This window comes from Acidocella aromatica, assembly GCF_014201825.1.
Lineage (GTDB): Bacteria > Pseudomonadota > Alphaproteobacteria > Acetobacterales > Acetobacteraceae > Acidocella > Acidocella aromatica.
In genome coordinates, this window is sequence record NZ_JACHFJ010000002.1 from 207,011 (window position 1) to 228,128 (window position 21,118).

The 21,118-nt window shown below is 64.5% G+C and carries 19 protein-coding genes; 11 read left to right on the forward strand and 8 right to left on the reverse strand.

Annotation, left to right across the window (positions count from 1 at the left end; all coding sequences use genetic code 11):
* Nucleotides 1-265 precede the first annotated feature (265 nt).
* The 4 genes from HNP71_RS03520 to HNP71_RS14345 all read left to right on the forward strand — a co-directional run bounded on the left by HNP71_RS03520 (nucleotide 266) and on the right by HNP71_RS14345 (nucleotide 5,160).
* Nucleotides 266-520, forward strand: a complete 255-nt coding sequence (locus tag HNP71_RS03520; protein WP_183265492.1) for a hypothetical protein — start codon at nucleotides 266-268, stop codon at nucleotides 518-520.
* A gap of 134 nt (nucleotides 521-654) precedes the next feature.
* A complete protein-coding gene (locus HNP71_RS03525) occupies nucleotides 655-3,510 on the forward strand; it encodes a bifunctional [glutamine synthetase] adenylyltransferase/[glutamine synthetase]-adenylyl-L-tyrosine phosphorylase (RefSeq protein WP_183265493.1) in 2,856 nt (951 codons plus the stop codon).
* Complete coding sequence (gene bcp / locus HNP71_RS03530; protein ID WP_183265494.1) at nucleotides 3,507-3,971, forward strand: thioredoxin-dependent thiol peroxidase; 465 nt, start codon at nucleotides 3,507-3,509, stop codon at nucleotides 3,969-3,971. Before HNP71_RS03525 ends, bcp begins: the two co-directional genes overlap by 4 nt.
* An 88-nt stretch (nucleotides 3,972-4,059) precedes the next feature.
* Nucleotides 4,060-5,160 (forward strand): diguanylate cyclase, encoded by a 1,101-nt coding sequence (locus HNP71_RS14345; protein WP_183265495.1) that lies wholly within the window; start codon nucleotides 4,060-4,062, stop codon nucleotides 5,158-5,160.
* Here HNP71_RS14345 and mutM read toward each other — a convergent pair whose 3' ends face one another.
* A complete protein-coding gene (mutM, locus tag HNP71_RS03540; RefSeq protein WP_183265496.1) occupies nucleotides 5,161-5,988 on the reverse strand; it encodes a bifunctional DNA-formamidopyrimidine glycosylase/DNA-(apurinic or apyrimidinic site) lyase in 828 nt (275 codons plus the stop codon).
* 26 nt (nucleotides 5,989-6,014) lie between these two features.
* On the opposite strand from mutM, the gene HNP71_RS03545 reads away from it, so the two are divergent.
* The 3 genes from HNP71_RS03545 to dut are packed head-to-tail and all read left to right on the forward strand — an operon-like array spanning nucleotide 6,015 to nucleotide 8,391.
* On the forward strand, nucleotides 6,015-6,767 hold the full coding sequence (locus HNP71_RS03545; RefSeq protein WP_183265497.1) for a class I SAM-dependent methyltransferase: 753 nt from the start codon (nucleotides 6,015-6,017) through the stop codon (nucleotides 6,765-6,767).
* Nucleotides 6,764-7,945, forward strand: coding sequence for a bifunctional phosphopantothenoylcysteine decarboxylase/phosphopantothenate--cysteine ligase CoaBC (gene coaBC / locus HNP71_RS03550; RefSeq protein WP_408840538.1), 1,182 nt, complete (start codon nucleotides 6,764-6,766; stop codon nucleotides 7,943-7,945). The genes HNP71_RS03545 and coaBC overlap by 4 nt, the downstream gene beginning before the upstream one ends.
* A complete protein-coding gene (gene dut / locus HNP71_RS03555) occupies nucleotides 7,942-8,391 on the forward strand; it encodes a dUTP diphosphatase (RefSeq protein ID WP_183265499.1) in 450 nt (149 codons plus the stop codon). Before coaBC ends, dut begins: the two co-directional genes overlap by 4 nt.
* Here dut and HNP71_RS03560 read toward each other — a convergent pair.
* Together HNP71_RS03560 and HNP71_RS03565 are read right to left on the reverse strand one after the other, a co-directional pair.
* The gene (locus HNP71_RS03560; RefSeq protein ID WP_183265500.1) at nucleotides 8,388-8,591 is read right to left on the reverse strand and encodes a hypothetical protein; all 204 of its coding nucleotides are present in this window, start codon (nucleotides 8,589-8,591) and stop codon (nucleotides 8,388-8,390) included. The two genes, dut and HNP71_RS03560, sit on opposite strands and share 4 nt — an antisense overlap.
* 5 nt (nucleotides 8,592-8,596) lie before the next feature.
* The gene (locus tag HNP71_RS03565) at nucleotides 8,597-9,619 is read right to left on the reverse strand and encodes a HoxN/HupN/NixA family nickel/cobalt transporter (RefSeq protein WP_343062197.1); all 1,023 of its coding nucleotides are present in this window, start codon (nucleotides 9,617-9,619) and stop codon (nucleotides 8,597-8,599) included.
* Between the two features lie 189 nt (nucleotides 9,620-9,808).
* On the opposite strand from HNP71_RS03565, the gene HNP71_RS03570 reads away from it, so the two are divergent.
* Complete coding sequence (locus HNP71_RS03570; protein ID WP_183265501.1) at nucleotides 9,809-11,536, forward strand: ABC transporter permease; 1,728 nt, start codon at nucleotides 9,809-9,811, stop codon at nucleotides 11,534-11,536.
* Between the two features lie 3 nt (nucleotides 11,537-11,539).
* A complete protein-coding gene (locus HNP71_RS03575) occupies nucleotides 11,540-12,862 on the forward strand; it encodes an ABC transporter ATP-binding protein (protein WP_183265502.1) in 1,323 nt (440 codons plus the stop codon).
* A gap of 51 nt (nucleotides 12,863-12,913) precedes the next feature.
* Here HNP71_RS03575 and trmB read toward each other — a convergent pair whose 3' ends face one another.
* The 5 genes from trmB to HNP71_RS03600 all read right to left on the reverse strand — a co-directional run bounded on the left by trmB (nucleotide 12,914) and on the right by HNP71_RS03600 (nucleotide 18,332).
* Nucleotides 12,914-13,588 (reverse strand): tRNA (guanine(46)-N(7))-methyltransferase TrmB, encoded by a 675-nt coding sequence (gene trmB, locus HNP71_RS03580; protein WP_183265503.1) that lies wholly within the window; start codon nucleotides 13,586-13,588, stop codon nucleotides 12,914-12,916.
* Complete coding sequence (gene metK, locus HNP71_RS03585; RefSeq protein ID WP_183265504.1) at nucleotides 13,578-14,765, reverse strand: methionine adenosyltransferase; 1,188 nt, start codon at nucleotides 14,763-14,765, stop codon at nucleotides 13,578-13,580. Before metK ends, trmB begins: the two co-directional genes overlap by 11 nt.
* 81 nt (nucleotides 14,766-14,846) lie before the next feature.
* The gene (gene dapB / locus HNP71_RS03590) at nucleotides 14,847-15,608 is read right to left on the reverse strand and encodes a 4-hydroxy-tetrahydrodipicolinate reductase (protein WP_183265505.1); all 762 of its coding nucleotides are present in this window, start codon (nucleotides 15,606-15,608) and stop codon (nucleotides 14,847-14,849) included.
* 48 nt (nucleotides 15,609-15,656) lie between these two features.
* On the reverse strand, nucleotides 15,657-16,598 hold the full coding sequence (locus HNP71_RS03595) for a cation diffusion facilitator family transporter (RefSeq protein WP_183265506.1): 942 nt from the start codon (nucleotides 16,596-16,598) through the stop codon (nucleotides 15,657-15,659).
* 96 nt (nucleotides 16,599-16,694) lie between these two features.
* The gene (locus tag HNP71_RS03600) at nucleotides 16,695-18,332 is read right to left on the reverse strand and encodes an electron transfer flavoprotein-ubiquinone oxidoreductase (RefSeq protein WP_183265507.1); all 1,638 of its coding nucleotides are present in this window, start codon (nucleotides 18,330-18,332) and stop codon (nucleotides 16,695-16,697) included.
* A gap of 143 nt (nucleotides 18,333-18,475) precedes the next feature.
* On the opposite strand from HNP71_RS03600, the gene HNP71_RS03605 reads away from it, so the two are divergent.
* A complete protein-coding gene (locus HNP71_RS03605; protein WP_183265508.1) occupies nucleotides 18,476-19,258 on the forward strand; it encodes a uracil-DNA glycosylase in 783 nt (260 codons plus the stop codon).
* 309 nt (nucleotides 19,259-19,567) lie between these two features.
* Nucleotides 19,568-21,046 carry a lytic transglycosylase domain-containing protein gene (locus HNP71_RS03610; protein ID WP_246344049.1) on the forward strand — a complete coding sequence of 493 codons (1,479 nt, stop codon included), beginning with the start codon at nucleotides 19,568-19,570 and terminating at the stop codon, nucleotides 21,044-21,046.
* Nucleotides 21,047-21,118: the final 72 nt, after the last annotated feature.

Genomic DNA, 21,118 nt, shown 5'->3' on the forward strand with positions numbered 1-21,118 from the left:
TTCCGGATGGAAATGCGAAGTAGGAGGTACGAGTGCTCAAAGGTTTCGTATGAAATCTCTTGCTAAACAACGCGCCGTCGACCATTGCGTGCAAATTGCGCAGGTTTTTTCGAAGCCTAAGAATACTCGATGACGTCCACAATGGGGTGGAGTTCCTTTTAAGTGAAGCGGCGGGGATTGTTTCAACCAACTCACCAGTTTTCCCGTCATATCGATCCACATGCCCGCGTGCAGTTTTGGGAACTGGATATGTAAGAGTCAGAGCATGCGTCAAATTGAATGTGGAAATCCAAGATATGGCGGCTTCGTTGATTGCAAATCGGCGCGGCTCAAAAGGTATAAACGTCATGATACCTATTTAGCACAGCCGAGGATTGTGCGCATTATTTTTGTGACGAGTGATCAAAACTTCGAAAAAAGAACTATTTTTGGTCGGCGCCTTGGCGGAGTCTTTGTGCTCGTGCTTGGCTTCAGCCGTATCAAGCCTGCTCTGGCTTCTTTCACGGCAGAGGGCTGGTAGGATGATGATGTTGGGGACGACGAGTTGGGCAGCAAGCGCGAAGGGTTTTGGGCTCTGAAATGGGTAAGTCTTTGAAAAACAACGACACCAATATCACGAAGCCAGACAGCACTTCATCCTGTTCTGCTTGCCAGATGCCAAGCCATTCCCACAAGCCGGTCTTCCCGAAAGCCGCCGATGCCGGGGCCGCAACCCGGCTGCGCGTCGATTTTTCCGAGCTGGGCGAGGCGCAGTTCGCCTTTGCCGCCACCGAGGAAGGTGCCGCGCTGCTGCACGCGCTGGGCGGCAACGCGCCTTACCTCGCCGGACTCGCGCTGCGCGACTCGGAGGCGCTGCTGGCCTGTATGGCGGCAGGACCGGATGCCCATGTGGCCAAGCTGCTGGAGGACGTACGCGCCCTGCCGCCCGACCTGCCGCGCCGGGAGCTGAGTGCTGCGGTGCGCCGGGCCAAGCGGCAGGCGGCGCTGGCGATTGCGATTGCCGATATCGGCGGGCTCTGGCCGCTGGAGACGATCACCCGCGCGCTCTCGGACCTCGCGGAAGAAACCCTGCGCGCCGCCGTGCGGCATCTGCTGTTTACCCTGCACGAGGCAGAGCAGATCACCCTGCCCTATCCGGACGCCCCGGAGCGCGGCTGCGGCTTTACCGCCCTGGCCCTCGGCAAACTCGGCGCGCATGAGCTGAACTATTCCTCCGACATCGACCTCGTGCTGCTCTACGACCCGGATTGCCCAGTCTACCCCGAGGACGCCCAGGGCATGATGGCGCGCATGGCGCGGGACATCTCCACCTTGCTCGCGGTGCGGGATGAGGAGGGCTACGTATTCCGTGTGGATCTGCGCCTACGCCCCGATCCCTCCGCCACCCCGCCAGTCGTGGCCCTGCCCACGGCGCTATCCTATTATGAATCGCAGGGGCGCACGTGGGAGCGCGCGGCCTTCTCCAAGGCGCGCCCCATCGCCGGGGACATCGCGCTCGGCGAGCAGTTCCTCGCCGCCATCCGCCCCTTCATCTGGCGCAAATATCTGGATTTCGCGGCGATCTCGGACATCCACGCGATGAAGCGGCAGATCGACGCCCAAACCGGCGGCAGCGGTCTGCTGGGGCTGGATGTGAAGCGCGGACGCGGCGGTATCCGCGAAATCGAGTTCATCGTGCAGACGCTCGGGCTTGTCTGGGGCGGGCAGGATCCGGCCTTGCGCATCCCCGCGACACTCATCGCCCTGCCCGCCATGGCCAAGGCGGGGCATTTGCCCGAGACGACCGCGCGCGAGCTGGCGGCGGATTACCGCGTGCTGCGGCAGGTGGAGCACCGGTTGCAAATGGTGGATGACCGCCAGACCCATGCCCTGCCCTCCACCCCGGCGGGGCTGGAAGTGATTGCCACCTTCCTCGGCGAGCCGGATTTCCAGCATAGCTTCCCCAAGCTGCTGGAACGCGTGCATGAGCATTTCCGCTCCTTCTTCGATACCGGGGCGGAAGACGCGCCGCAGCCACTCGACCCCGGCTCCGAAGGCCCGCCTCCGCCCGCCTTTACCGCCCGTTTGCGAGAGCTGGGCTTTAACGACACCCAGCACATCGCCGAGCGGCTGCGCGAATGGGCCAGCGGCCAACTCCCCGCCTTGCGCGCGGAACGGGCGCGGGAGCTGCTGGGGGGGCTTATGCCGCATCTGCTGGGCACGCTGGGGGCACAGCCCGAGCCGGACAAAGCCTTCGCGCATTTCGACACGCTGCTCTCCCGCCAGCGCGCCGGGGTGCAGCTGCTCTCGCTGTTCACGCGCCATCCGGCGCTGTTGCAGCGCGTGGCCGCCGTACTCGGCGCCGCTCCGGCTTTGGCCGAGCAACTGGCCGAGGACGCCAATGCCTTGGAGGCGCTGCTCAACCCCAGCGCCCGCTTTGCCGCGCCCAAGCCTGTGCTGCGCCGCCAACTGGCCGAGGCGGAGGATCTGGAGCAGGCGGTCGCCATCACGCGGCAATTCGTGCGGCAGGAGGAATTCCACCTTTCGGTCGCCACGCTTGAAGGGCGCATCGACGTGGACGAGGCCGGGCGGCTGCGCACGGCGCTCGCGGAATCCGCGCTCTCGCTGCTGCTGCCGCGTGTGCTGGAGGCGCATAAGGCGCGGTATGGCCGGGTGAAGGGCGCGCGCTTCGCCGTGGTGGCACTCGGCAAGGCCGGGGCGGGCGAGATGCTGGCGGGGTCGGATCTCGACCTGATGCTGATTTATGACCACGCGCCGATGGACATCGCGCCCACGCCGTATTTCGTGCGGCTCAGCCACGCCTTCACCGGCGCGCTCACCGCGCAGGGCAAGGAAGGCTCGCTCTACCATGTAGATATGCGGCTGCGCCCTTCGGGTAATCACGGGCCGGTGGCGGTCTCGCTGGAGGCGTTCAGGCGCTACCACCATCTGGGCGAATCCTGGACCTGGGAGCGCCTTGCCCTGACCCGCGCGCGGGTGATGGCCACCACGCCCGGCTTTGGCCCCGTGGTGCGCGAGGCTATCGACACCGCACTCTCCCGCCCCCAGGCGGCGGAGGCAATTCTGGCGGACACCGCCGCGATGCGCGACCGTCTGGCCGCCGAGCTGCCGCCGCACGGGATGTTCGACGTGAAAGCCCTGCCCGGGGGCATGATGGAGGTGGTGTTCATCGCCCAGGCGTTGCAGCTCATCCACGGACCAAGGCATAAAGAGCTGTTCCGACCCAACACGGCCGCGGCGCTGCGTGGGCTCGGCCAGGCTGGGCTACTAACCGAGGAGCATACTGCCACGCTGCTGCGCGCCGATCATTTCTGGCGCAGTATCCAGGGCATCAACCGCATCACCGGGCTCTCCGACCGCGCAACCAACCCGCTCGCCGCCATGCTGGCTCCGCTGCTGCGCGCCACCGGCACGGCGGACTTCGCCGAGCTTAAGCTGGCGATAGAGCAGATTAGCGCCCAGGTGCAGAATTGTTTCAACCAGATCATCAGACAAGGAGTGACCACATGAGCCTGACCGAAGGTGCCGACGCACCGGATTTCAGCCTACCCGCGACGTATGGGCGCAGCGTTTCCCTGGCCTCGCTGAAGGGCAAGCCCTTCGTGCTGTATTTCTACCCCCGTGCCGACACGCCGGGCTGTACCAAGGAGGCCTGCGCCTTTCAGGAGGGGCTGCCCGATTTCTCCAAGCTTGATGTCACCGTCATCGGCGTGTCCAAGGATTCGATGAAGGCGCTGGAGAAGTTCGCCGAGAAATATTCCTTGCAGTTCCCGCTCGCCTCCGACCCGGAAGCCAAGGTGATCGACGCCTATGGCGCGTGGCAGGAGAAATCCATGTACGGCAAGAAATACATGGGCATCGAGCGCTCCACCGTTCTGGTGGACGCCAACGGCAAGGTGGCCAAGCTGTGGCCGAAGGTGAAAGTCACCGGCCATGCCGAGGACGTGCTGAAGGCGGTGAAGGCGCTGTAAACTTTCCGAGGCCGCCGACCGAATTTTACGTCCGATTAACTTCTCGGGCGGCATGATGAACTCCAGTTAAGGAAAGGGTTGTCGTGCCGTGAGTGAATTACTGGACATTCGGCCACTGCCGCGCGAGGCGGGATCAGCCATCAATCTCCTCCGGGAGGAGGAAGACGCATCCCGCCTGAAAGCGCTTGCCAGCTACGAGATCCTCGATAGCGAGGCGGAAAAATCCTACGACGACATCGCCCGCCTCGCCGCCTATGTCTGCGCGGCGCCGGCGGGGATGATCTCCTTCTTCGGCGAAAACCGGCAATGGGTGAAATCCCTGTTCTGTACCGGAGCTTTCGCGGGCAAGGCGCTGGGTTTCCCCCATGACGGCTTCAGGGAAGCAAACCTGCATGAGCCCGGTTCGGTGCTCCAATTGCCCGACATGCACGCCGATCCGCATTCCGCCTCGCAGAAGCGCGGCCATACCCGCCCTCGTTTCTATGCCGCGGCGCCGCTTTACGCGCCTGCGGGGGAGATTCTGGGAAGCGTGAGCGTGCTGGACCGGCGCGCACGCAGCCTGAACGGGGAGCAATGCCACGCGCTGGAAACCCTCGCCCGGCAGGTGATGGAACTGCTGGAGATGCGCCGCACGCTGATTGGCCTCTCCATGGCCAACGCCAAGCTCGGCCAGCAGAATGTGACCGATGCGCTCACCGGCATCCCCAACCGCCGCGCCTATGATCAGAAACTGACCGAGGAATATTCTCGCGCCAAGCGCACCGGGGCCCCACTCTCGCTGCTGATGCTCGATATCGACAATTTCAAACAATATAACGATAATTTTGGCCATCTGGCCGGGGATTCTGCTCTGCAGTCCGTGGCGCGGGTGCTGCTCTCCAGCCTGCGGCCTTACGATTTTCTGGCCCGTTATGGCGGCGAGGAATTCGCCATCATCCTCCCCTCCACCGATCTGGCCGATGCCATCGTGGTGGCGGAGCGCGTGCGTGGGCTGGTCGCGGCGTCGGAGTTTCCGCACCGTAAGTTCACCATCTCGGTCGGCGTGTCGCGGCTCGATGTGGATGCCGGAACGCGCGCCCTGGTGCAGGCGGCGGATAACGGGCTGTACCGGGCGAAGGCTTCGGGGCGGAACAAGGTGGTGGTCGGGCGGCTCAACGATCACTCGCCGGTGGGTTCGGCGACGCCCTGATTATTTCTGCGTCTTGGGGCAATAGAACGTGCTGCGCCCCGATTGGGTGATGCTTTTGATACCCGCGCAGGCTGGCAGGCCGGGGCAACGCTCGCAAGGCTCGCCCGTGCGCCCGTAGACCTTCCAGGCATGTTGGAAATAGCCCAGCTCCCCGCTCGGCTGCACATAATCGCGCAAAGAGGAGCCACCCGCCGCGATGGCCTCGCGTAGCGTGTCGCGTATGGCCTGCACCAGCGCCTCGATGCGCGGGCGGGAGATTTTCCCTGCCTGACGGATGGGGCTGATACCCGCGCGAAACAGCGCCTCGCTGGCATAGATATTACCGATCCCGGCGACGATGCGCTGGTCCAGAAGTGCCGCCTTGATCGAGGTCGCCTTGCCCTTCAGCGCAGCCGTCAGCACAGGGGCCGAAAACTCATTGCCCAGCGGCTCCGGCCCCATGCCCGCGAGCAGCTTGTGGCTGTCCTCCTCGGTGGTTCGAACAAGGTCCAACGCGCCGAAACGGCGGGGATCGACAAACCCTACCCGCGCCCCGTCATCGGTCTCGATGGTCAGATGTTCGTGTGCCGCGGGTGGCGCATCGATCAGCATCCGGCCGGACATGCCGAGATGGATCAGCACCGACCAGCCGTTATCCAGCCGCATGAGCATGAATTTACCCCGGCGGCGGAAGCCCAGCACCACAGCGCCGGTCAGCACGCGTGGCAACTCGGGCGGCACGGGCCAGCGTATATCGGCGCGGTGCAGCGTGGCGCGCTTGATGCGGCGTCCGGTGAGGCGGGCATCCAGCCCGCGCATCACGGTCTCTACTTCGGGGAGTTCCGGCATGGCAAAACAAGGCTATACTGCTTGCCATGAGCCAGAACAATTCCAGCGAGACCGCCGATTTCGGATTCAAGACCGTGCCACGCGGGCAGAAAGCCACCCTGGTGCGCGAGGTCTTCGATTCGGTGGCCGGCAAGTACGACGTCATGAACGATCTGATGTCGCTCGGCATTCACCGCCTGTGGAAGCGCGAGTTCCTCACGGCGCTCGATCCGCGCCCACACTACACGCTGCTGGACCTGGCCGCCGGGACCGGGGACATCACCTTCGGCTGGCTCAAGCGCGGCGGTGGGCCGGTGGTGATGTCGGACATCAACGCCTCCATGCTCAGCGTGGGGCGGGACCGCGCGACGGCCAAAGGGTATCTCGGCGATATCGAGTTCCTGGTGGCCGATGCCGAGAAACTGCCGCTGCCCGATGCCAGCTTCGACCGCATCTCCATGGCCTTCGGCCTGCGCAACTGCACCAACAAGGACAAGGTGATCGCCGAGGCGCGCCGTCTGCTCAAGCCGGGCGGGCGATTCATGGTGCTTGAATTCTCCAAGCTGCAGATCGCCGGGCTGACCGGGCTGTATGACCGCTGGTCCTTCGACGCGCTGCCGAAAATCGGCCAGATCGTGGCCAAGGATGCCGAGAGCTACCAGTATCTGGCCGAGAGCATCCGCATGTTCCCGGACCAGGAGACGCTCAAGCGCATGTTCGAAAACGCCGGGCTGGAGCGTGTGACGTATCGCAACCTCTCGGGCGGCATCGCGGCCATCCATGCGGGTTGGCGTCTGTGAGGAAACTGCTCCTCATCGTCACCGGGGGGATTGCCGCTTACAAAGCGCTGGAGTTGGTGCGGCTGGCCACCAAGGCCGGGTATGGCGTGACTGCCGTGCTGACCAAGGCGGGGGCGCAGTTCGTCACCCCGCTCTCGCTCCAGGCGCTGACCGGCAACAAGGTGTACCAGGAGCTGTTCTCCCTCACCGATGAGAGCGAGATGGGGCATATCGAGCTTTCCCGTGCCGCCGACCTCGTGGTGGTGGCCCCGGCCACGGCGGATATCCTGGCCAAGATGACCGCCGGGCTGGCTGATGATCTTGCCTCCACGCTGTTGCTGGCCACCGATAAGCGCGTGCTCGTGGCCCCGGCGATGAATGTGCGCATGTGGGAACACGCGGCGACCCAAGCCAACATGGCGGCGCTGGCCCGGCGCGGCGTGCTGGTAGTGCCGCCCGATGAAGGCCCCATGGCCTGCGGCGAATACGGGCCGGGGCGCTTGGCCGAACCGCCCGCGATTCTCTCCGCCATCGAGGCATTCTTTGCCGACGGGCCGCTCAAGGGGCGCCACGCCATCGTCACAAGCGGGCCGACGCATGAGCCCATCGACCCGGTGCGCTATCTCGCCAATCGCAGCTCGGGCAAGCAGGGGCATGCCATCGCCGCCGCCCTTGCCGCTCTTGGGGCAAGAGTCACGCTGGTCAGCGGCCCGGTGAATGTGCCTGACCCGGCTGGGGTGAATGTGGTGCGGGTGGACACGGCGCGCGAGATGCGTGACGCCGTACAGGCCGCTTTGCCCGCCGACATCGCCGTCTGCGCCGCCGCCGTGGCGGATTGGCGCGTGGAAGAGGCTGGGCAGAAGATCAAAAAGGATGGCTCCGGCCAGCCCCCTGCACTGCGCCTGACTGAAAACCCAGACATTTTGGCTGAGATTTCCGCTCCCGGCCCGCAGCGGCCCAAGCTCGTCATTGGCTTCGCGGCGGAGACGGAGAAGCTCGCCGAACACGCCGCCGCCAAGCGCGCGCGTAAGGGCTGCGACTGGCTGGTGGCGAACGATGTCGGCGGCACTGGCATTATGGGCGGGGATGAGAACGAGATATTGCTGCTTACCGAATCCGGCACCGAAGCCTGGGACAAAATGGACAAAACAGCGCTGGCGCAAAAACTTGCCGCGCGTATCGGAGAGTTTTTCGCATGACCAACGTGACTGTTAAAATCCGCCGCCTGCCGCATGGCGAGGGGCTGGACCTGCCGCATTACGCCACCGCTGGCGCCTCGGGCATGGATTTGCTGGCGGCGGTGGAAGCACCTGTCACCATCCCGGCTGGTGGGCGGGCGCTGATCCCCACCGGCTTCTGCATTGCCTTGCCTGCCGGTTATGAGTTGCAGGTGCGTCCGCGCTCGGGCCTCGCGCTGAAAAACGGCATCACCCTGCCCAACTCGCCCGGCACCATCGATGAGGATTATCGCGGCGAAATCGGCGTGATCGTGCTGAACACCGGCGCTGAGGCGTTTGAGGTCACGCGCGGGATGCGTATCGCCCAGGCGGTGGTGGCCCCGGTGGTGCGGGCGCTGTGGGAGGTGGTTGAGGATCTCGACGAGACCTTGCGCGGCGCGGGCGGGTTCGGCAGCACCGGGCATTAAGCGCGCATCAGCAGGACTATTCCAACTCCCACCAGACCCAGCCCGATAAACTGGGTTTGCCAGAAGGCCAGATGGATATGGCTGAAAATGCCATACGGGTTGCCGTGCACGAACACGAGCAGCCAAATCAGCGGCGTCATCGGCACCGCCCCGATGACGATCAGCACCATACCCAGCGCACGCAGGAGCGCCCGCCCCACGCGGGCTAATCCCTGACCGTAACCTCGATCCGGTCGTATCCCCGGGCTTTGTAGATCGCCACGGAGACGAGCCAGCTCGAGGCGAAGATGCCGATGATGACGTAGCCCAGCGTACCGAAATTATTGTTCAGCGCGGCCACCGGGTCCCAGAACGCGCCGGAGAGGTTATACGCCCCCTGCACGAGCCCCAGCGCCTCCAGCCCACCGACGATGAGCGCCACCAGCACCGAAACGCTGGTGATGGTGATGTTGTAGTAGAGCTTGCGCATGGGTCGGGCGAAGGCCCAGCCATAGGCGCCCAGCATCAGCAGGTTGTCGGCCGCATCCACCAGCGCCATGCCGGCCGCGAACAGCGCAGGGAACAGCATAATCGACCAGATCGGCAACCCATGCGAGGCCCCGGCGGCGGAAATACCGAGCAGCCCGACCTCGGTGGCCGTATCGAACCCCAGCCCGAACAGCACGCCGATGGGGTACATATGCCAATCCCGCCGAACCAATCCGAACAAGGCGCGGAACATCCGCCCGAAGAACCCGCGCCGGGCGAGCAGCAGGTTCACGTCCTCGTCGGAATACACCCCGCCCGCTTTCACCCGGCGGAATGTGGAAATGACGGAGACCAGCACCAGCAGGTTAACGGCGGCGAGGCCCAGCAGGAACCCTGCCGAAACCAGCGTACCGGCAATGCCGCCGAAGCTCTCCAGCGCGCCAAAATGCGCCTTGATGGCGGTGGCCGAACCAGCCACGGCGGCGGAGAGGGCGAAAACGATGGTGGAATGCCCTAGCGAGAACCACAAACCTGCCCCGATGGGCCGCCTGCCCTGCTGCATCAGTTTGCGCGTCACATTGTCGATGGCGGCGATATGGTCGGCATCCACGGCGTGGCGCAGCCCGAAACTATAGGCCAGGAACGCGGTGCCCAGTAGCACCGGAAAGTACCTGAACACCGCCGCGGCCAGCGCCCAGACGGCCAAATTAGCAGCACCAAGCCCAACCAGCATCACCACGCCGCCGCAATTGGGCTTCACTGCTTCATCCTGCACTCAACCATGAAGATACTCAAACACCCGCTGCCTTGGTATGACCAATGATCTGGGTCAAATCGACTCCTTACGCCGAGGCGTCTGTCACGGAAACGCAACGCACCGCCCGGGTGACAAACGAGTTTGTGCTGGTTAAGGGAGCAAAGGCAACCTCTCCGAACGCCAGGCGGTAAGATGACGAATTACACTCCCACAGCTCTGGCCGGGCGCCGGCTGCCAAACCGCTGGGATGGCGTGGCATTGCTGCTGGTCATGGGGCTGCTGATCGCGCTGGTCGATGTCGGCCGGGGAACGATCTCCACCTCCATCGCCACCATCCAGAATTCGCCGATCCATCTCGACCCGGCCTATCTGCCCTATTACGCGCTGCGCTCCACGGCGCGCATGTTCGCGGCACTGTTCTTCTCGCTGCTCTTCACCCTCACCTATGCCACGCTGGCGGCCAAATCCCGCCGGGCTGGCATGGTGCTGATCCCGATTCTCGACATCCTGCAATCGGTCCCCATTCTCGGCTTCCTCACCTTCACCACCGTGTTCTTCCTCGGGCTGTTCCCAGGCAAGGTGCTTGGCGCGGAGCTGGCCTCGGTGTTCGTTATCTTCACCTCCCAGGCCTGGAACATGGCGTTCAGCTTCTACCAGTCGCTGACCACGCTGCCGAACGATTTGCAGGAAGCCTCGCGCTGCTTCCGTCTCTCACCATGGCAGAAATTCTGGCGGCTGGATGTGCCCTTCGCCATGCCGGGGCTGGTGTGGAACACCATGCTGTCGATGTCCGGCGGGTGGTTCTTCGTCGTCGCCTCCGAGGCTGTGACTGTGGGCAACACTACCTTCACCCTGCCGGGTATTGGCTCCTACGTGGCCACTGCGCTTGAGCAGGAGAATTTGCGCGCGATCTTCTACGCCATCATCGCCATGCTGGTGCTGATCCTGCTCTACGACCAGCTCCTCTTCCGCCCGCTGGTGGCGTGGTCGGCCAAGTTCCGGTTCGAAACCACGGCAACGGCCACCGGACCTGAGCCATGGATGCTGAAAGTGCTGCGTCGCACCGCGCTTTTCCAGGATATCGGCGATTTCCTGGGCGGCATCATGCGCTCCCTCACCCGCCTGCGCCTCGCTTTGCCCGCGCGCACGCAGATTGACGAGAACCAGGAGCCCTCAAAGCTTGTGGATGGGTTCTGGTTCATATGTATCGCCCTGGTGGCAGCCTATGCGGGGTACCGGATTGTTACCTTCGTCTCCGGCACGCTGCATTGGTCGGATGTCGGCACCGCCGTGCTGATGGGTGGCTTTACCTTGCTGCGCGTAATGGTGCTGATGGCGATCGCGGCGCTGATCTGGGTGCCTATCGGCGTGTGGATCGGCCTGCGGCCCAAGGCCACGCGCATCGCCCAGCCCATCGCGCAGTTCCTCGCCGCCTTCCCGGCCAATCTGCTGTTCCCGCCGGTGGTGCTGGCCATCGTGTATTTCCACGTTATGCCGGATATCTGGCTGACCCCGCTGATGCTGATCGGCACGCAATGGTACGTGCTGTTCAACGTCATCGCCGGCGCCGCCGCCTTTCCGGGTGACATGAAGGAGGCCGTGGCGAATTTCCACATCCGCGGCTGGCTGTGGTGGCGCAAGGTGATGATCCCCGGCATCCTGCCCTATTTCATCACCGGCGCGCTCACTGCCTCGGGCGGCGCGTGGAATGCCTCCATCGTGGCCGAGGTTGCAAGCTGGGGCAGCACCAACCTCGCGGCACATGGGCTTGGCGCCTATATCGCGCAGGCCACCGCCGCGGGCGACACGCCGCGTGTCGTGCTGGGCGTGGTGGTCATGTCCTGCTTCGTCATCTTCATCAATCGTATTCTCTGGCGGCCGCTCTATGCCTATGCGACCCGCCGCACCACTCTGGGGTAAGCCATGGATCAGAACGTCACCCAGCCTCTGGTTACCGTCCGCAACTGCCGCCAGTCTTACCATAAGGAGGCCAGCGCCGACCTCGTGGTGCTCGACGATGTGGACCTGACCCTGAACGAAGGCGAGATCGTCGCTCTGCTCGGGCGCTCCGGCTCTGGCAAGTCCACGCTGCTGCGCATCGTCTCGGGGCTGCTCAAGCCCACCTCGGGCGATGTGCGCTGGCGCGGCGAGCCCCTGCGCGGCCCAGCCCCCGGTGTCGCTATGGTGTTCCAGAGCTTCGCGTTGTTTCCCTGGCTCACCGTGCAGGAGAATGTGGAGCTGGGGCTGGAAGCGCTGGGCGTGAAGAAGGATGAGCGCGATGAGCGCTCGGAAGAGGCGATCGACCTGATTGGCCTTGGCGGGTACGACACCGCTTATCCCAAGGAACTCTCGGGCGGCATGCGCCAGCGCGTGGGCCTCGCCCGCGCCCTGGTGGTCCACCCAGACCTGCTGCTGATGGACGAACCCTTCTCGGCGCTGGACGTGCTGACCGCCGAGACGCTGCGCACCGACCTCATCGACCTATGGATGGACAAGAAGCTGCCGGTGAAATCCATCCTCATCGTCACCCATAACATCGAGGAAGCGGTACTCATGGCCGACCGCATCCTGGTGTTCTCTTCCAATCCCGGCCGCGTGGCGCATGAGTTGAAAGTGCCGTTCGCGCATCCACGCAACCGCTTCGACCCTGCCTTCCGCCAGATGGTGGACGATATCTACGGGATCATGACACGCCGGGCGCCGAAGGAAGTGCATGTTCCGGCGGCGGCGGTGCCCAGCGGCTTCGCCACGCCGCTGCACCCGGTCAGCACCAACCTTATTTCGGGCTTGATCGAGACGCTGTACGGCGCGCCCTACCAGGGCCGGGCCGACTTGCCGGCCCTGGCCGCCGCACTGCAATACGAGGTGGACGATTTGCTGCCGCTGGGTGAAACGTTGCAGCTTCTGGGCTTCGCCGCGCTGGAGGAGGGCGATTTGATCCTCTCCGATATCGGCAAGAAATTCGCCGATGCCGAGACCGAGGACCGCAAGGAGATCTTCACCGAGCAGTTGCGCGCCAACGTGCCGCTGGTGAACGCCATCCGCACTGTCATCGACCAGCGCTCGAACCATCGCGCCTCCGCCGTGCGCTTCCGCGACGAGCTGGAGGATCATATGTCTCCCGAATACGCCGATGAGACGCTGCGCGCCGTCATCTCCTGGGGCCGCTACGCCGAAATCTTCGAATACGACGAAGAGGCGCAGCAATTCGGCCTGGAGGAAGAGGACGAGGAAGAAGAAGCGTAAGCCGGGCACAAAAAATGCAGCCTTTTGCGCAAAGGCTGCATTTAAAATTTCTCAGCGCCGGATCAGCGACCAGTAAACCGGGTGCCGCCCGGCGGCGATGGCCTTGGCCTCGTAGCGGGTATGCGGCCAGCCCTCGGGGTGCTCGGTCCGGCGGGTGACGGTGAAGATATCCTGCGCGCTCAGAACCTCGTCGGTCCATTCCTGGTAGGTCGGATCGTCCGAGGCGATGCGCCATTCCCCACCCGGACGCAGCGCGCGCGCCACCTCCTTCACCAGCTCCGGGTGCACGAAGCGGCGCTTGGCGTGGCGCGCTTTCGGCCAGGGGTCGGGGAACATCAGGAACAGCTTGCTCAGGGAGCCATCCGCCATGCCGCGCAGCAGCGGGCGGGCGTCGTCGGTGAACAGGCGCAGGTTCGGCAGTGGCTCGGGGTGCTCGGCATGGTCCGGCGCGATGCGCGAGAGCAGCGAGCAGATGCCGACCTCGAACACCTCTGCGGCGATATAGCCGACATCCGGGTTCTTGCTGGCCAGTTCATAGGCGTGCTCACCCCCGCCAAACCCGACTTCCAGCCAGATCTCGCGCGGGGTGATGGCGAACGACGCCTCCGGCCAGGACGTGCGCGGCAGAAACTCCGCCAGCAGCCATTCCTGGCGCGGGCGGAGCTTCTTACCCTTTACGCGGCCGTAGAGCCGGTCAGGGACCGGCTTGACGTCCTCAACGGCCAAAGGCGGACTTCAGCGCGGGCACGAGGTCGCTCTTCTCCCAGGTGAAGGTCCCGAGCTCGGCGTCCGGCGTGCGGCCGAAATGGCCGAACGAGGAGGTCGGCACGTAGATCGGCCGGTTGAGCTGCAGGTGCTCGCGGATGCCGCGCGGGGTGAGGTTCACCAGATCGCGCAGGGTCTTCGCCACCTTCTCCTCGTCCACGTCCTTGCCGGTGCCGTGCAGGTCCACATACAGCGAGAGCGGCTGGGACACGCCGATGGCGTAGGAGAGCTGCAGGGTGCAGCGCTCGGCGAGGCCAGCGGCCACCACGTTCTTGGCGAGGTAGCGGGAGACGTAAGCGGCGGAACGGTCCACCTTCGTGGGGTCCTTGCCGGAGAACGCGCCGCCGCCATGCGGGGCCGCACCGCCATAGGTGTCCACGATGATCTTGCGCCCGGTCAGGCCGCAATCGCCGTCCGGCCCGCCGATGACGAAGATGCCGGTCGGGTTGACGTAGAAATCCTTCTCGGCCGGCATCCAGCCCTCGGGCAGAGCCGCCTGCACGATCGGGCGGATCATCTCGCGCACCTGGGCCAGCGAGAGGCTCTCCTCATGCTGGATGGACACGACCACGGAGGTGGCGCCAACCGGCTTGCCGTTCACGTATTTCAGGGTCACCTGGCTCTTGGCGTCCGGCAGCAGGCCCTTCACCTGCGAATCGGCGGCGCGGCGCAGCTCGGAGATGCGGCGCAGGATCAGGTGCGAATAATAGATCGGGGCGGGCATCAGCGCCTCGGTCTCGGTGCAGGCGTAGCCGAACATGATGCCCTGGTCGCCAGCGCCCTCGTCCTTGTCGCCCGCGGCGTCCACGCCCACGGCGATATGCGCGGACTGCGCATGCAGATGCACGGACACCTCAGCGTTCTTCCAGGAGAAGCCTTCCTGATCGTAGCCGATGTCGTGCACCGCCATGCGGGCGAGGTGCGCGAGCTGTTCCTTGGTGATCGTCTCCGGCCCGCGGACTTCGCCCGCCAGGATGATACGATTCGTGGTCACCAAGGTTTCGCAGGCGACGCGCGCATACGGGTCGGCGGCCAGATAGGCATCGACAACGGTATCGGAAATCCGGTCCGCAACCTTGTCCGGATGGCCTTCCGAGACGGACTCAGACGTGAAGAGAAATTCGCCGCGATCGCGCATTATGCATTACCCCCAAAAATCCAGGCGGCACCGGATGACCCATCCGGCCCCCGGGGTCAATACCCTATCGTTGTGCGGGTTTTACAGGCGCAAGAAATCGCGCATCGCATACAACCCGGCGGGCTGGGCATGCAGCCACAATGCCGCGCGTACCGCGCCGGAGGCGAAAACACGGCGGTCGAAGGCGTGGTGCGTCAGGCTGATCTGCTCGTCGCCCGCCGTGAACAGCAGCGAGTGGCTACCGATGATCTGGCCGCCGCGCAGCGTGGCGAAACCGATCTCACCATCCTTACGTGGGCCGGTATGGCCGTCACGCCCGGAGACGATGACATCCTCGAGCTTCACGCCCCGCCCCTGCGCCACGGCCCGGCCGATGGCCAGCGCGGTGCCGGATGGCGCATCCACCTTCTGCCGGTGGTGCATTTCCAAGATTTCCGCGTCGTACTGGTGGGGCGGCAGGGCATGGCCCAGCTTTTCGGCCAGCAGCAGCAGCAGGTTCACGCCCGTGCAGAAATTCGGCGAGGCGATGATGGGAATGGTCTTGGCCGCGTCCTCGATGGCCTTCTGCTCCGCCTCGCCATAGCCGGTGGTGCCGAGCACCCAGGGGGTCTCGGTGGCGGCCAGAGCGGCGGCATGCTCTCTGACCGTGCTGGCATGGGTGAAGTCGATCACCACGTCCGATTCGCGGGCGAGCGCCGTGATGTCGGAGAAGTGCGGCGCACCTTCCGGCCCATGGCCAGAGCGGCTGGTGCCGCCGGAGAGCGAAGCCGCGGCGGCGGCCTCCTCGGCGAGATAGATACCCATGCGGCCGGAGATGCCGGCAATGCCAATGCGAATAGTCATGCCCGCGAGACTACGCCCGATTCAGTTTTCATACAAAAGCGGAACCAGCTAATCATGCAGCGCAGCGAGATGCGCTTCGGACGGCTCGCTGATTTCCAGCTGCATCGTGGCGTGGCCAATGCCGAACTCCCGGCGCAGCTGCGCCAGCGCATCTTCCAGCAACCCGTCACCAGGGTGCCCGCCCGGTACGACCAAATGGCAGGTGAGTGCCGTTTCCGTGGTGCTGAGCGGCCAGACATGCAGGTCATGCACCCCGGTGACGCCCGGCAGCTGGAGAAGCATGGTCCGTACCGCTGCCAGATCCACATTGGCCGGCACGGCGTTTACCGACATGGCCAGCGCGCCGGTCAGCAGCCCCCAGCTACCCCAGATAATCACGGCGCTCACGCCGAGACTGGTCAGCGGGTCCACCCAGCTCCAGCCGGTGAGCAGGATGATCCCGCCCGAGACGACAACGCCGAGCGAGACCAGCGCATCCCCCGCCATGTGCAAAAAGGCGCCGCGCACGTTGAGGTCACCATCGCGCCCTCGCGAGAACAGCCAGGCGCAAATGCCGTTGATGACAATGCCGCAGGCCGCTACGGCCATGACCGTGGCACCCGCCACCGGCTGCGGCTCGAAGAAGCGGCGCAACGCCTCCCATCCCAGCCCGCCGGTGACCACCAGCAGCACCACGGCGTTGAACAAGGCCGCCAGGATAGTGCTGCCGCCAAGCCCGTAGGTAAAGCGCGGGGTGGCTGCCTTGCGCCCCAGAATGACGGCAAGCCAAGCCACGGCGAGGGCCAGGACATCGGAAAGGTTATGCCCGGCATCAGCCAGCAGCGCTACGGAGTGGCCCAGCAGGCCGAAAACAACCTCCAGCGCCACGAACCCCGCATTCAGCGCTATGCCGATGGCAAAGGCTGGGCCGAAATTCTGCGGGGCATGGTGGTGCCCATGATGGTGATCGTGGTGATCATCGTGGTCGTGGTGATGATCGTTATGCGCCATGCTGCACCGCCTTGAAACAGAAAGTCTTACGCGCCCTTTCGGGGGGAAAGGGCGCGTTCGAATCGTCTGTTACTATCGGATGCTAGGCGGATACTATTACATGCCGCCCGGGTAGTTCGGGCCGCCCGCGCCCTCGGGCACCACCCAGTTGATGTTCTGGGTCGGGTCCTTGATGTCGCAGGTCTTGCAATGCACGCAGTTCTGCGCGTTGATCTGCAACTGCGGCTTGCCCTCGTCGGCGCCCACGATCTCGTACACACCCGCCGGGCAGTAGCGCGTCTCGGGGCTGCGGTAGAGGTCCCAGTTCACCGAGATCGCCTTCGCCGGGTCCAGCAGCTTCAGGTGAGCGGGCTGGTTTTCCTCATGGTTGGTGTTGGAGAGGAACACCGAGGAGAGACGGTCGAAGGTGAGCTTGCCGTCCGGCTTGGGGTAGTCGATCGGCTGGCACTCGGAGGCCTTCTTCAGATGATCGTGGTCGGCGTGGTTCTTAAAGGTCCAGGGCGCCTTGCCCTTGAACAGATACGTCTCCAGCGCCGCGTTGATCAGCCCGCCATACAGGCCGAACTTGGCGAAGGCCGGGCGGATGTTGCGCACCTGATGCAATTCCGACCACACCCAGCTTTCCTGCAACTTGGTCGCGTAAGCGGTCACCTCGTCCGGCTTGTCCCCGGCGAAGGCCTCGGCGATGGCTTCGGCTGCCACCATAGCGGATTTCATCGCGGTATGGGTGCCCTTGATCTTCGGCACGTTCAGCGTGCCAGCCGCGCAGCCGATCAGCACGCCGCCCGGGAAGGTCAGCTTGGGCAGGGACTGGAAGCCGCCCTCGTTGATGGCGCGGGCGCCGTAGGAGATGCGCTTCGCGCCCTCGAAGGTCGGCGCGATGGCCGGATGCGTCTTGTAGCGCTGGAATTCCTGGAAGGGCGAGAGATATGGGTTGGAGTAGTCCAGTCCAACCACGAAGCCGACCGCCACCATGTTCTCGCCGAAATGGTAGAGGAAGGAGCCGCCATAGGTGTCGCTCTTCAGCGGCCAGCCGATGCTGTGCACGGTCAGGCCCTTGCGGAACTTCTCGGGCTTAACCTCCCAAAGCTCCTTGATGCCGATGCCATAGGTCTGCGGGTCGCAGTTCTCGCGCAGCTTGAACTGGCCCATCAGCTGCTTGGAGAGCGAGCCGCGGCAGCCCTCGGCGAACACGGTATAGGTGGCGCGCAGCTCCATGCCGCGCTGGTAGTTATCGGTGGGCTCGCCATCCTTGCCGATGCCCACGTCGCCGGTGGCGACACCGACCACGCGCCCGCCCTCGACCAGCAGCTCGGCGGCGGCGAAACCGGGGTAGATCTCCACGCCCAGCTCCTCGGCCTGCTGGCCCAGCCAGCGCACCACATTGCCCAGCGAGACAATGTAATTGCCCTCGTTATGCATCTGCGGCGGGGTGGGCATGGCGATGGATTTCGCGTCATCGAGCAGGAAGATGAACTTGTCCTCGGCCACCGGGGTGGCGAGCGGGATCAGGCCGGGATCGACATCCGGGAACAGCTCCTTGAGCGCACGAGGCTCCAGCACCGCGCCGGAGAGCGTGTGCGCGCCCACTTCCGAGCCCTTCTCCACGACGCAAACGGCAAGCTCAGGATTGAGCTGCTTCAGCTTGATCGCGGCGGTAAGGCCCGCGGGGCCAGCGCCCACGACGAGCACATCGAATTCCATCGCCTCGCGCGGCTGGTTCAGGTCAGACATTTCTTCTCCCTAACAAATGCCTCGATTGATCTGCGGCATACTATAACGAACGTTTGGTCTAAAGACGAATCGTACCCAAGGTAAAGAGGCACTGCCACCATATAGGACTGGCTGGGCGGCAGCACGCAAGTTAATGAGAGCGTATGGAACTGCTGGAAGCGCTGCGCCTGCAATGGGAATGGGGAGCTGACGAGGCCCTGCTGGATGCGCCGCAGGACCGCCGCCACGCCGCGCCGCCCCCGCCAGCGCCCGAAAACGCCTCCCCGCCCCCCGCCCGCCGTGCTGCCCCAGCGCCGCGCGCCGCCGCCATGCCCGCCGGCCCGGCGGAAGCCCGCGCAGCTGCCGCCGCCTGCCAAAGCCTGGAGGAGCTGGAAACGGCGATGCGTAATTTCACCGGCTGCGCCCTGCGCGATACCGCGACCCAGCTCGTCTTCGCCGATGGCGCGGCGGATGCGCGGCTGATTATCGTGGGCGAGGCGCCGGGTGGCGAGGAAGACCGCGCGGGCAAGCCCTTCGTCGGGCCCGCCGGGCAGTTGCTGGACAAGATGCTCGGCAGCATCGGGCTGGACCGCACCAAGGTGCGTATCATCAACACCGTGCCCTGGCGCCCGCCCGGCAACCGCAACCCCACCGAGGCCGAGATCACGCTCTGCCTACCCTTCCTGCATCGGCAAATCGCCCTTATTGCCCCGCGCGGGCTGATGGCGCTTGGCGCGGTGGCGGCCAAGGCGCTGCTGCCAGCCGAAGGGGCGACGGGCATACGTCGCCTGAGGGGGAGTTGGCGAGAAGCTGAGATCGATGGCCTGCCCGCGCCGCTGCCCTGTCTCGCGACGTATCACCCCGCCTATCTGCTGCGCACGCCGCTGGCCAAGGCAGAGGCGTGGCGGGATATGCTAACCCTTAAAGCTTGGTTAGAAACCGCCTAGAATCGATGATTCTCACGAAAATTTGATCGCAAACCTCCCTTGCAATCTATTGAAAGCAGGTATTTTGTCTAAAAAATAGGGATTTGTCTCGCTGAATAGGGTTGCGTCACTTGGATATGACGTGTAGGGCCCTTGGTTATGCGAGGAGCCCCCAAACCGCTTCCCCGCCTGAACGGTTTCCGTCTGGCTGTTGCCACGGCTTCCGTTTTTGCCCTCAGCCTCGTGCATCCCACGAAGGCGTCGGCGAAGTCCCCCGATTTGGGACAAGGCCCGGGAACGTCTCAGCCCCCCACAGCGCCGCTTAGCGCCATGAATGGCGATAGCGTGGCCTACGCCGTACCGCGCAATGCCCCTTCTGGGGATGTGGAAATCACCTTGCCGCAACCGCTCGCCCCGAGCGACGTGGCATTGTACCAGCGCATCCTGCAATTGCAGGATAACGGCGCCTACGCCGAAGCCGACCATCTTATTGGCCGGCTTGGCGATACCTCCCTGCTCGGTAGCGTGCTGGCCGCACGCTACATGAGCGCGGATTACGTCACCAAACCCTCTGAACTCACCGCCTGGTGGGACAAATATTCGAGTGAGCCGGAAGCCGCCGATATTTACAAGCTCATGCAGCTCAAGCTGCACCGGGCCGAGCTGCCGCCCGCGCCCCGAACGGCACTGATGCCAGAAACCACCATCACCCCGGGTGCGGCGGCCATGCCGGTCTTTGCGCCGGACAGCTACATATGGCACCAGCGCTTCGTGACAGGGCTGAATGCCTGGGAGCATGGTGATATCAGCACCGCCTTGAGCATCTTTGCCTCCACGGCGCAGATCCCAGGCATCTCGGACGATGACCGCGCCGCCAGCCAGTTCTGGGCCGCGCGCGCGGCCCTGCGCCTGCAACAGCCGGAACAGTATCTGAACTGGCTGCATCAAGCCGCCTGGGCCAACACCACCTTCTACGGCATGTTGGCTGGCAAGCTGCTCGGCCAGGGCTTTGGCCCCACCGGCATCTCCGCCACGCTGACCGAAGCCGACGTGCTGGCCGTGGACGCGATCCCCGAGGGGCATCGCGCCTTCGCGCTGATCCAGATCGGCGAACCAGAGCAGGCCGCCCTGGCGCTGCGGGCATTATGGCCGCAGATGCAGAGCAATCCGGCGCTTGCCCGTTCGGTGATGGCCGTGGCCGCCCGTGCCGGGCTGGTCGATGTCACCGTGGCCATTGCCGGCACCATGCCAAGCCCGGTGGATGAGATCGCGGGTGCGCGTCTGCCCCTGCCCTCGTTGCATCCCTCGGGCGGGTTCACGGTCGATCCGTCGCTGGTCTACGCCCTCACCCGCACGGAATCAGGCTTCGACGCCCATGCGGTTTCCCGCTGCGGCGCGCGCGGCCTGATGCAGCTGATGCCCGAAACAGCCACCATGGTGCGTCGTACCCAGGGCGTGGATGGCTCACTGGCCGACCCTTCGGCCAATCTGGCCATGGGGCAGGCTTATCTGCGCTACCTTGGGGGGCAGCCGGGGGTGAACAACAACCTCCTGGCCGTTCTCGCCAGCTATAATGCGGGGCCAAACGCCGCTGCCTCGTGGTCTACCCAGGTGCAGGATACCAGCGACCCGCTGCTGTTCATCGAGAGCATCCCGAACAATGAGACCAGGCGCTACGTCCGCCAAGTGCTGGCCGATAGCTGGCTCTATGCGGAAGAGATCGGGAGCAAACCCGAGAGCCTGAACGATCTGGCGGAAGGTAACTTCCCGCAGCTCAACCTCAACGTCTATACCGCAGAGGCGAACTAAACCGGACCGCTCATGCGCGCAGGCCATGGGCGGTTTTTTTGTCTTAAATGTTCTTGTTTTGTTCTTGACTGT

What these genes read in the sequence shown, in the direction of transcription:
- HNP71_RS03595 (WP_183265506.1), bottom strand. Translation starts at nt 16,598, where the DNA reads ATGGCGCATAACGATCATCACCACGACCACGATGATCACCACGATCAC.
- dut (WP_183265499.1), top strand. Translation starts at nt 7,942, where the DNA reads ATGACCAACGTGACTGTTAAAATCCGCCGCCTGCCGCATGGCGAGGGG.
- HNP71_RS03575 (WP_183265502.1), top strand. Translation starts at nt 11,540, where the DNA reads ATGGATCAGAACGTCACCCAGCCTCTGGTTACCGTCCGCAACTGCCGC.
- HNP71_RS03545 (WP_183265497.1), top strand. Translation starts at nt 6,015, where the DNA reads ATGAGCCAGAACAATTCCAGCGAGACCGCCGATTTCGGATTCAAGACC.
- bcp (WP_183265494.1), top strand. Translation starts at nt 3,507, where the DNA reads ATGAGCCTGACCGAAGGTGCCGACGCACCGGATTTCAGCCTACCCGCG.
- HNP71_RS03610 (WP_246344049.1), top strand. Translation starts at nt 19,568, where the DNA reads ATGAATGGCGATAGCGTGGCCTACGCCGTACCGCGCAATGCCCCTTCT.
- mutM (WP_183265496.1), bottom strand. Translation starts at nt 5,988, where the DNA reads ATGCCGGAACTCCCCGAAGTAGAGACCGTGATGCGCGGGCTGGATGCC.
- dapB (WP_183265505.1), bottom strand. Translation starts at nt 15,608, where the DNA reads ATGACTATTCGCATTGGCATTGCCGGCATCTCCGGCCGCATGGGTATC.
- HNP71_RS03605 (WP_183265508.1), top strand. Translation starts at nt 18,476, where the DNA reads ATGGAACTGCTGGAAGCGCTGCGCCTGCAATGGGAATGGGGAGCTGAC.
- HNP71_RS03570 (WP_183265501.1), top strand. Translation starts at nt 9,809, where the DNA reads ATGACGAATTACACTCCCACAGCTCTGGCCGGGCGCCGGCTGCCAAAC.
- HNP71_RS03525 (WP_183265493.1), top strand. Translation starts at nt 655, where the DNA reads ATGCCAAGCCATTCCCACAAGCCGGTCTTCCCGAAAGCCGCCGATGCC.
- metK (WP_183265504.1), bottom strand. Translation starts at nt 14,765, where the DNA reads ATGCGCGATCGCGGCGAATTTCTCTTCACGTCTGAGTCCGTCTCGGAA.
- HNP71_RS03600 (WP_183265507.1), bottom strand. Translation starts at nt 18,332, where the DNA reads ATGTCTGACCTGAACCAGCCGCGCGAGGCGATGGAATTCGATGTGCTC.
- HNP71_RS03520 (WP_183265492.1), top strand. Translation starts at nt 266, where the DNA reads ATGCGTCAAATTGAATGTGGAAATCCAAGATATGGCGGCTTCGTTGAT.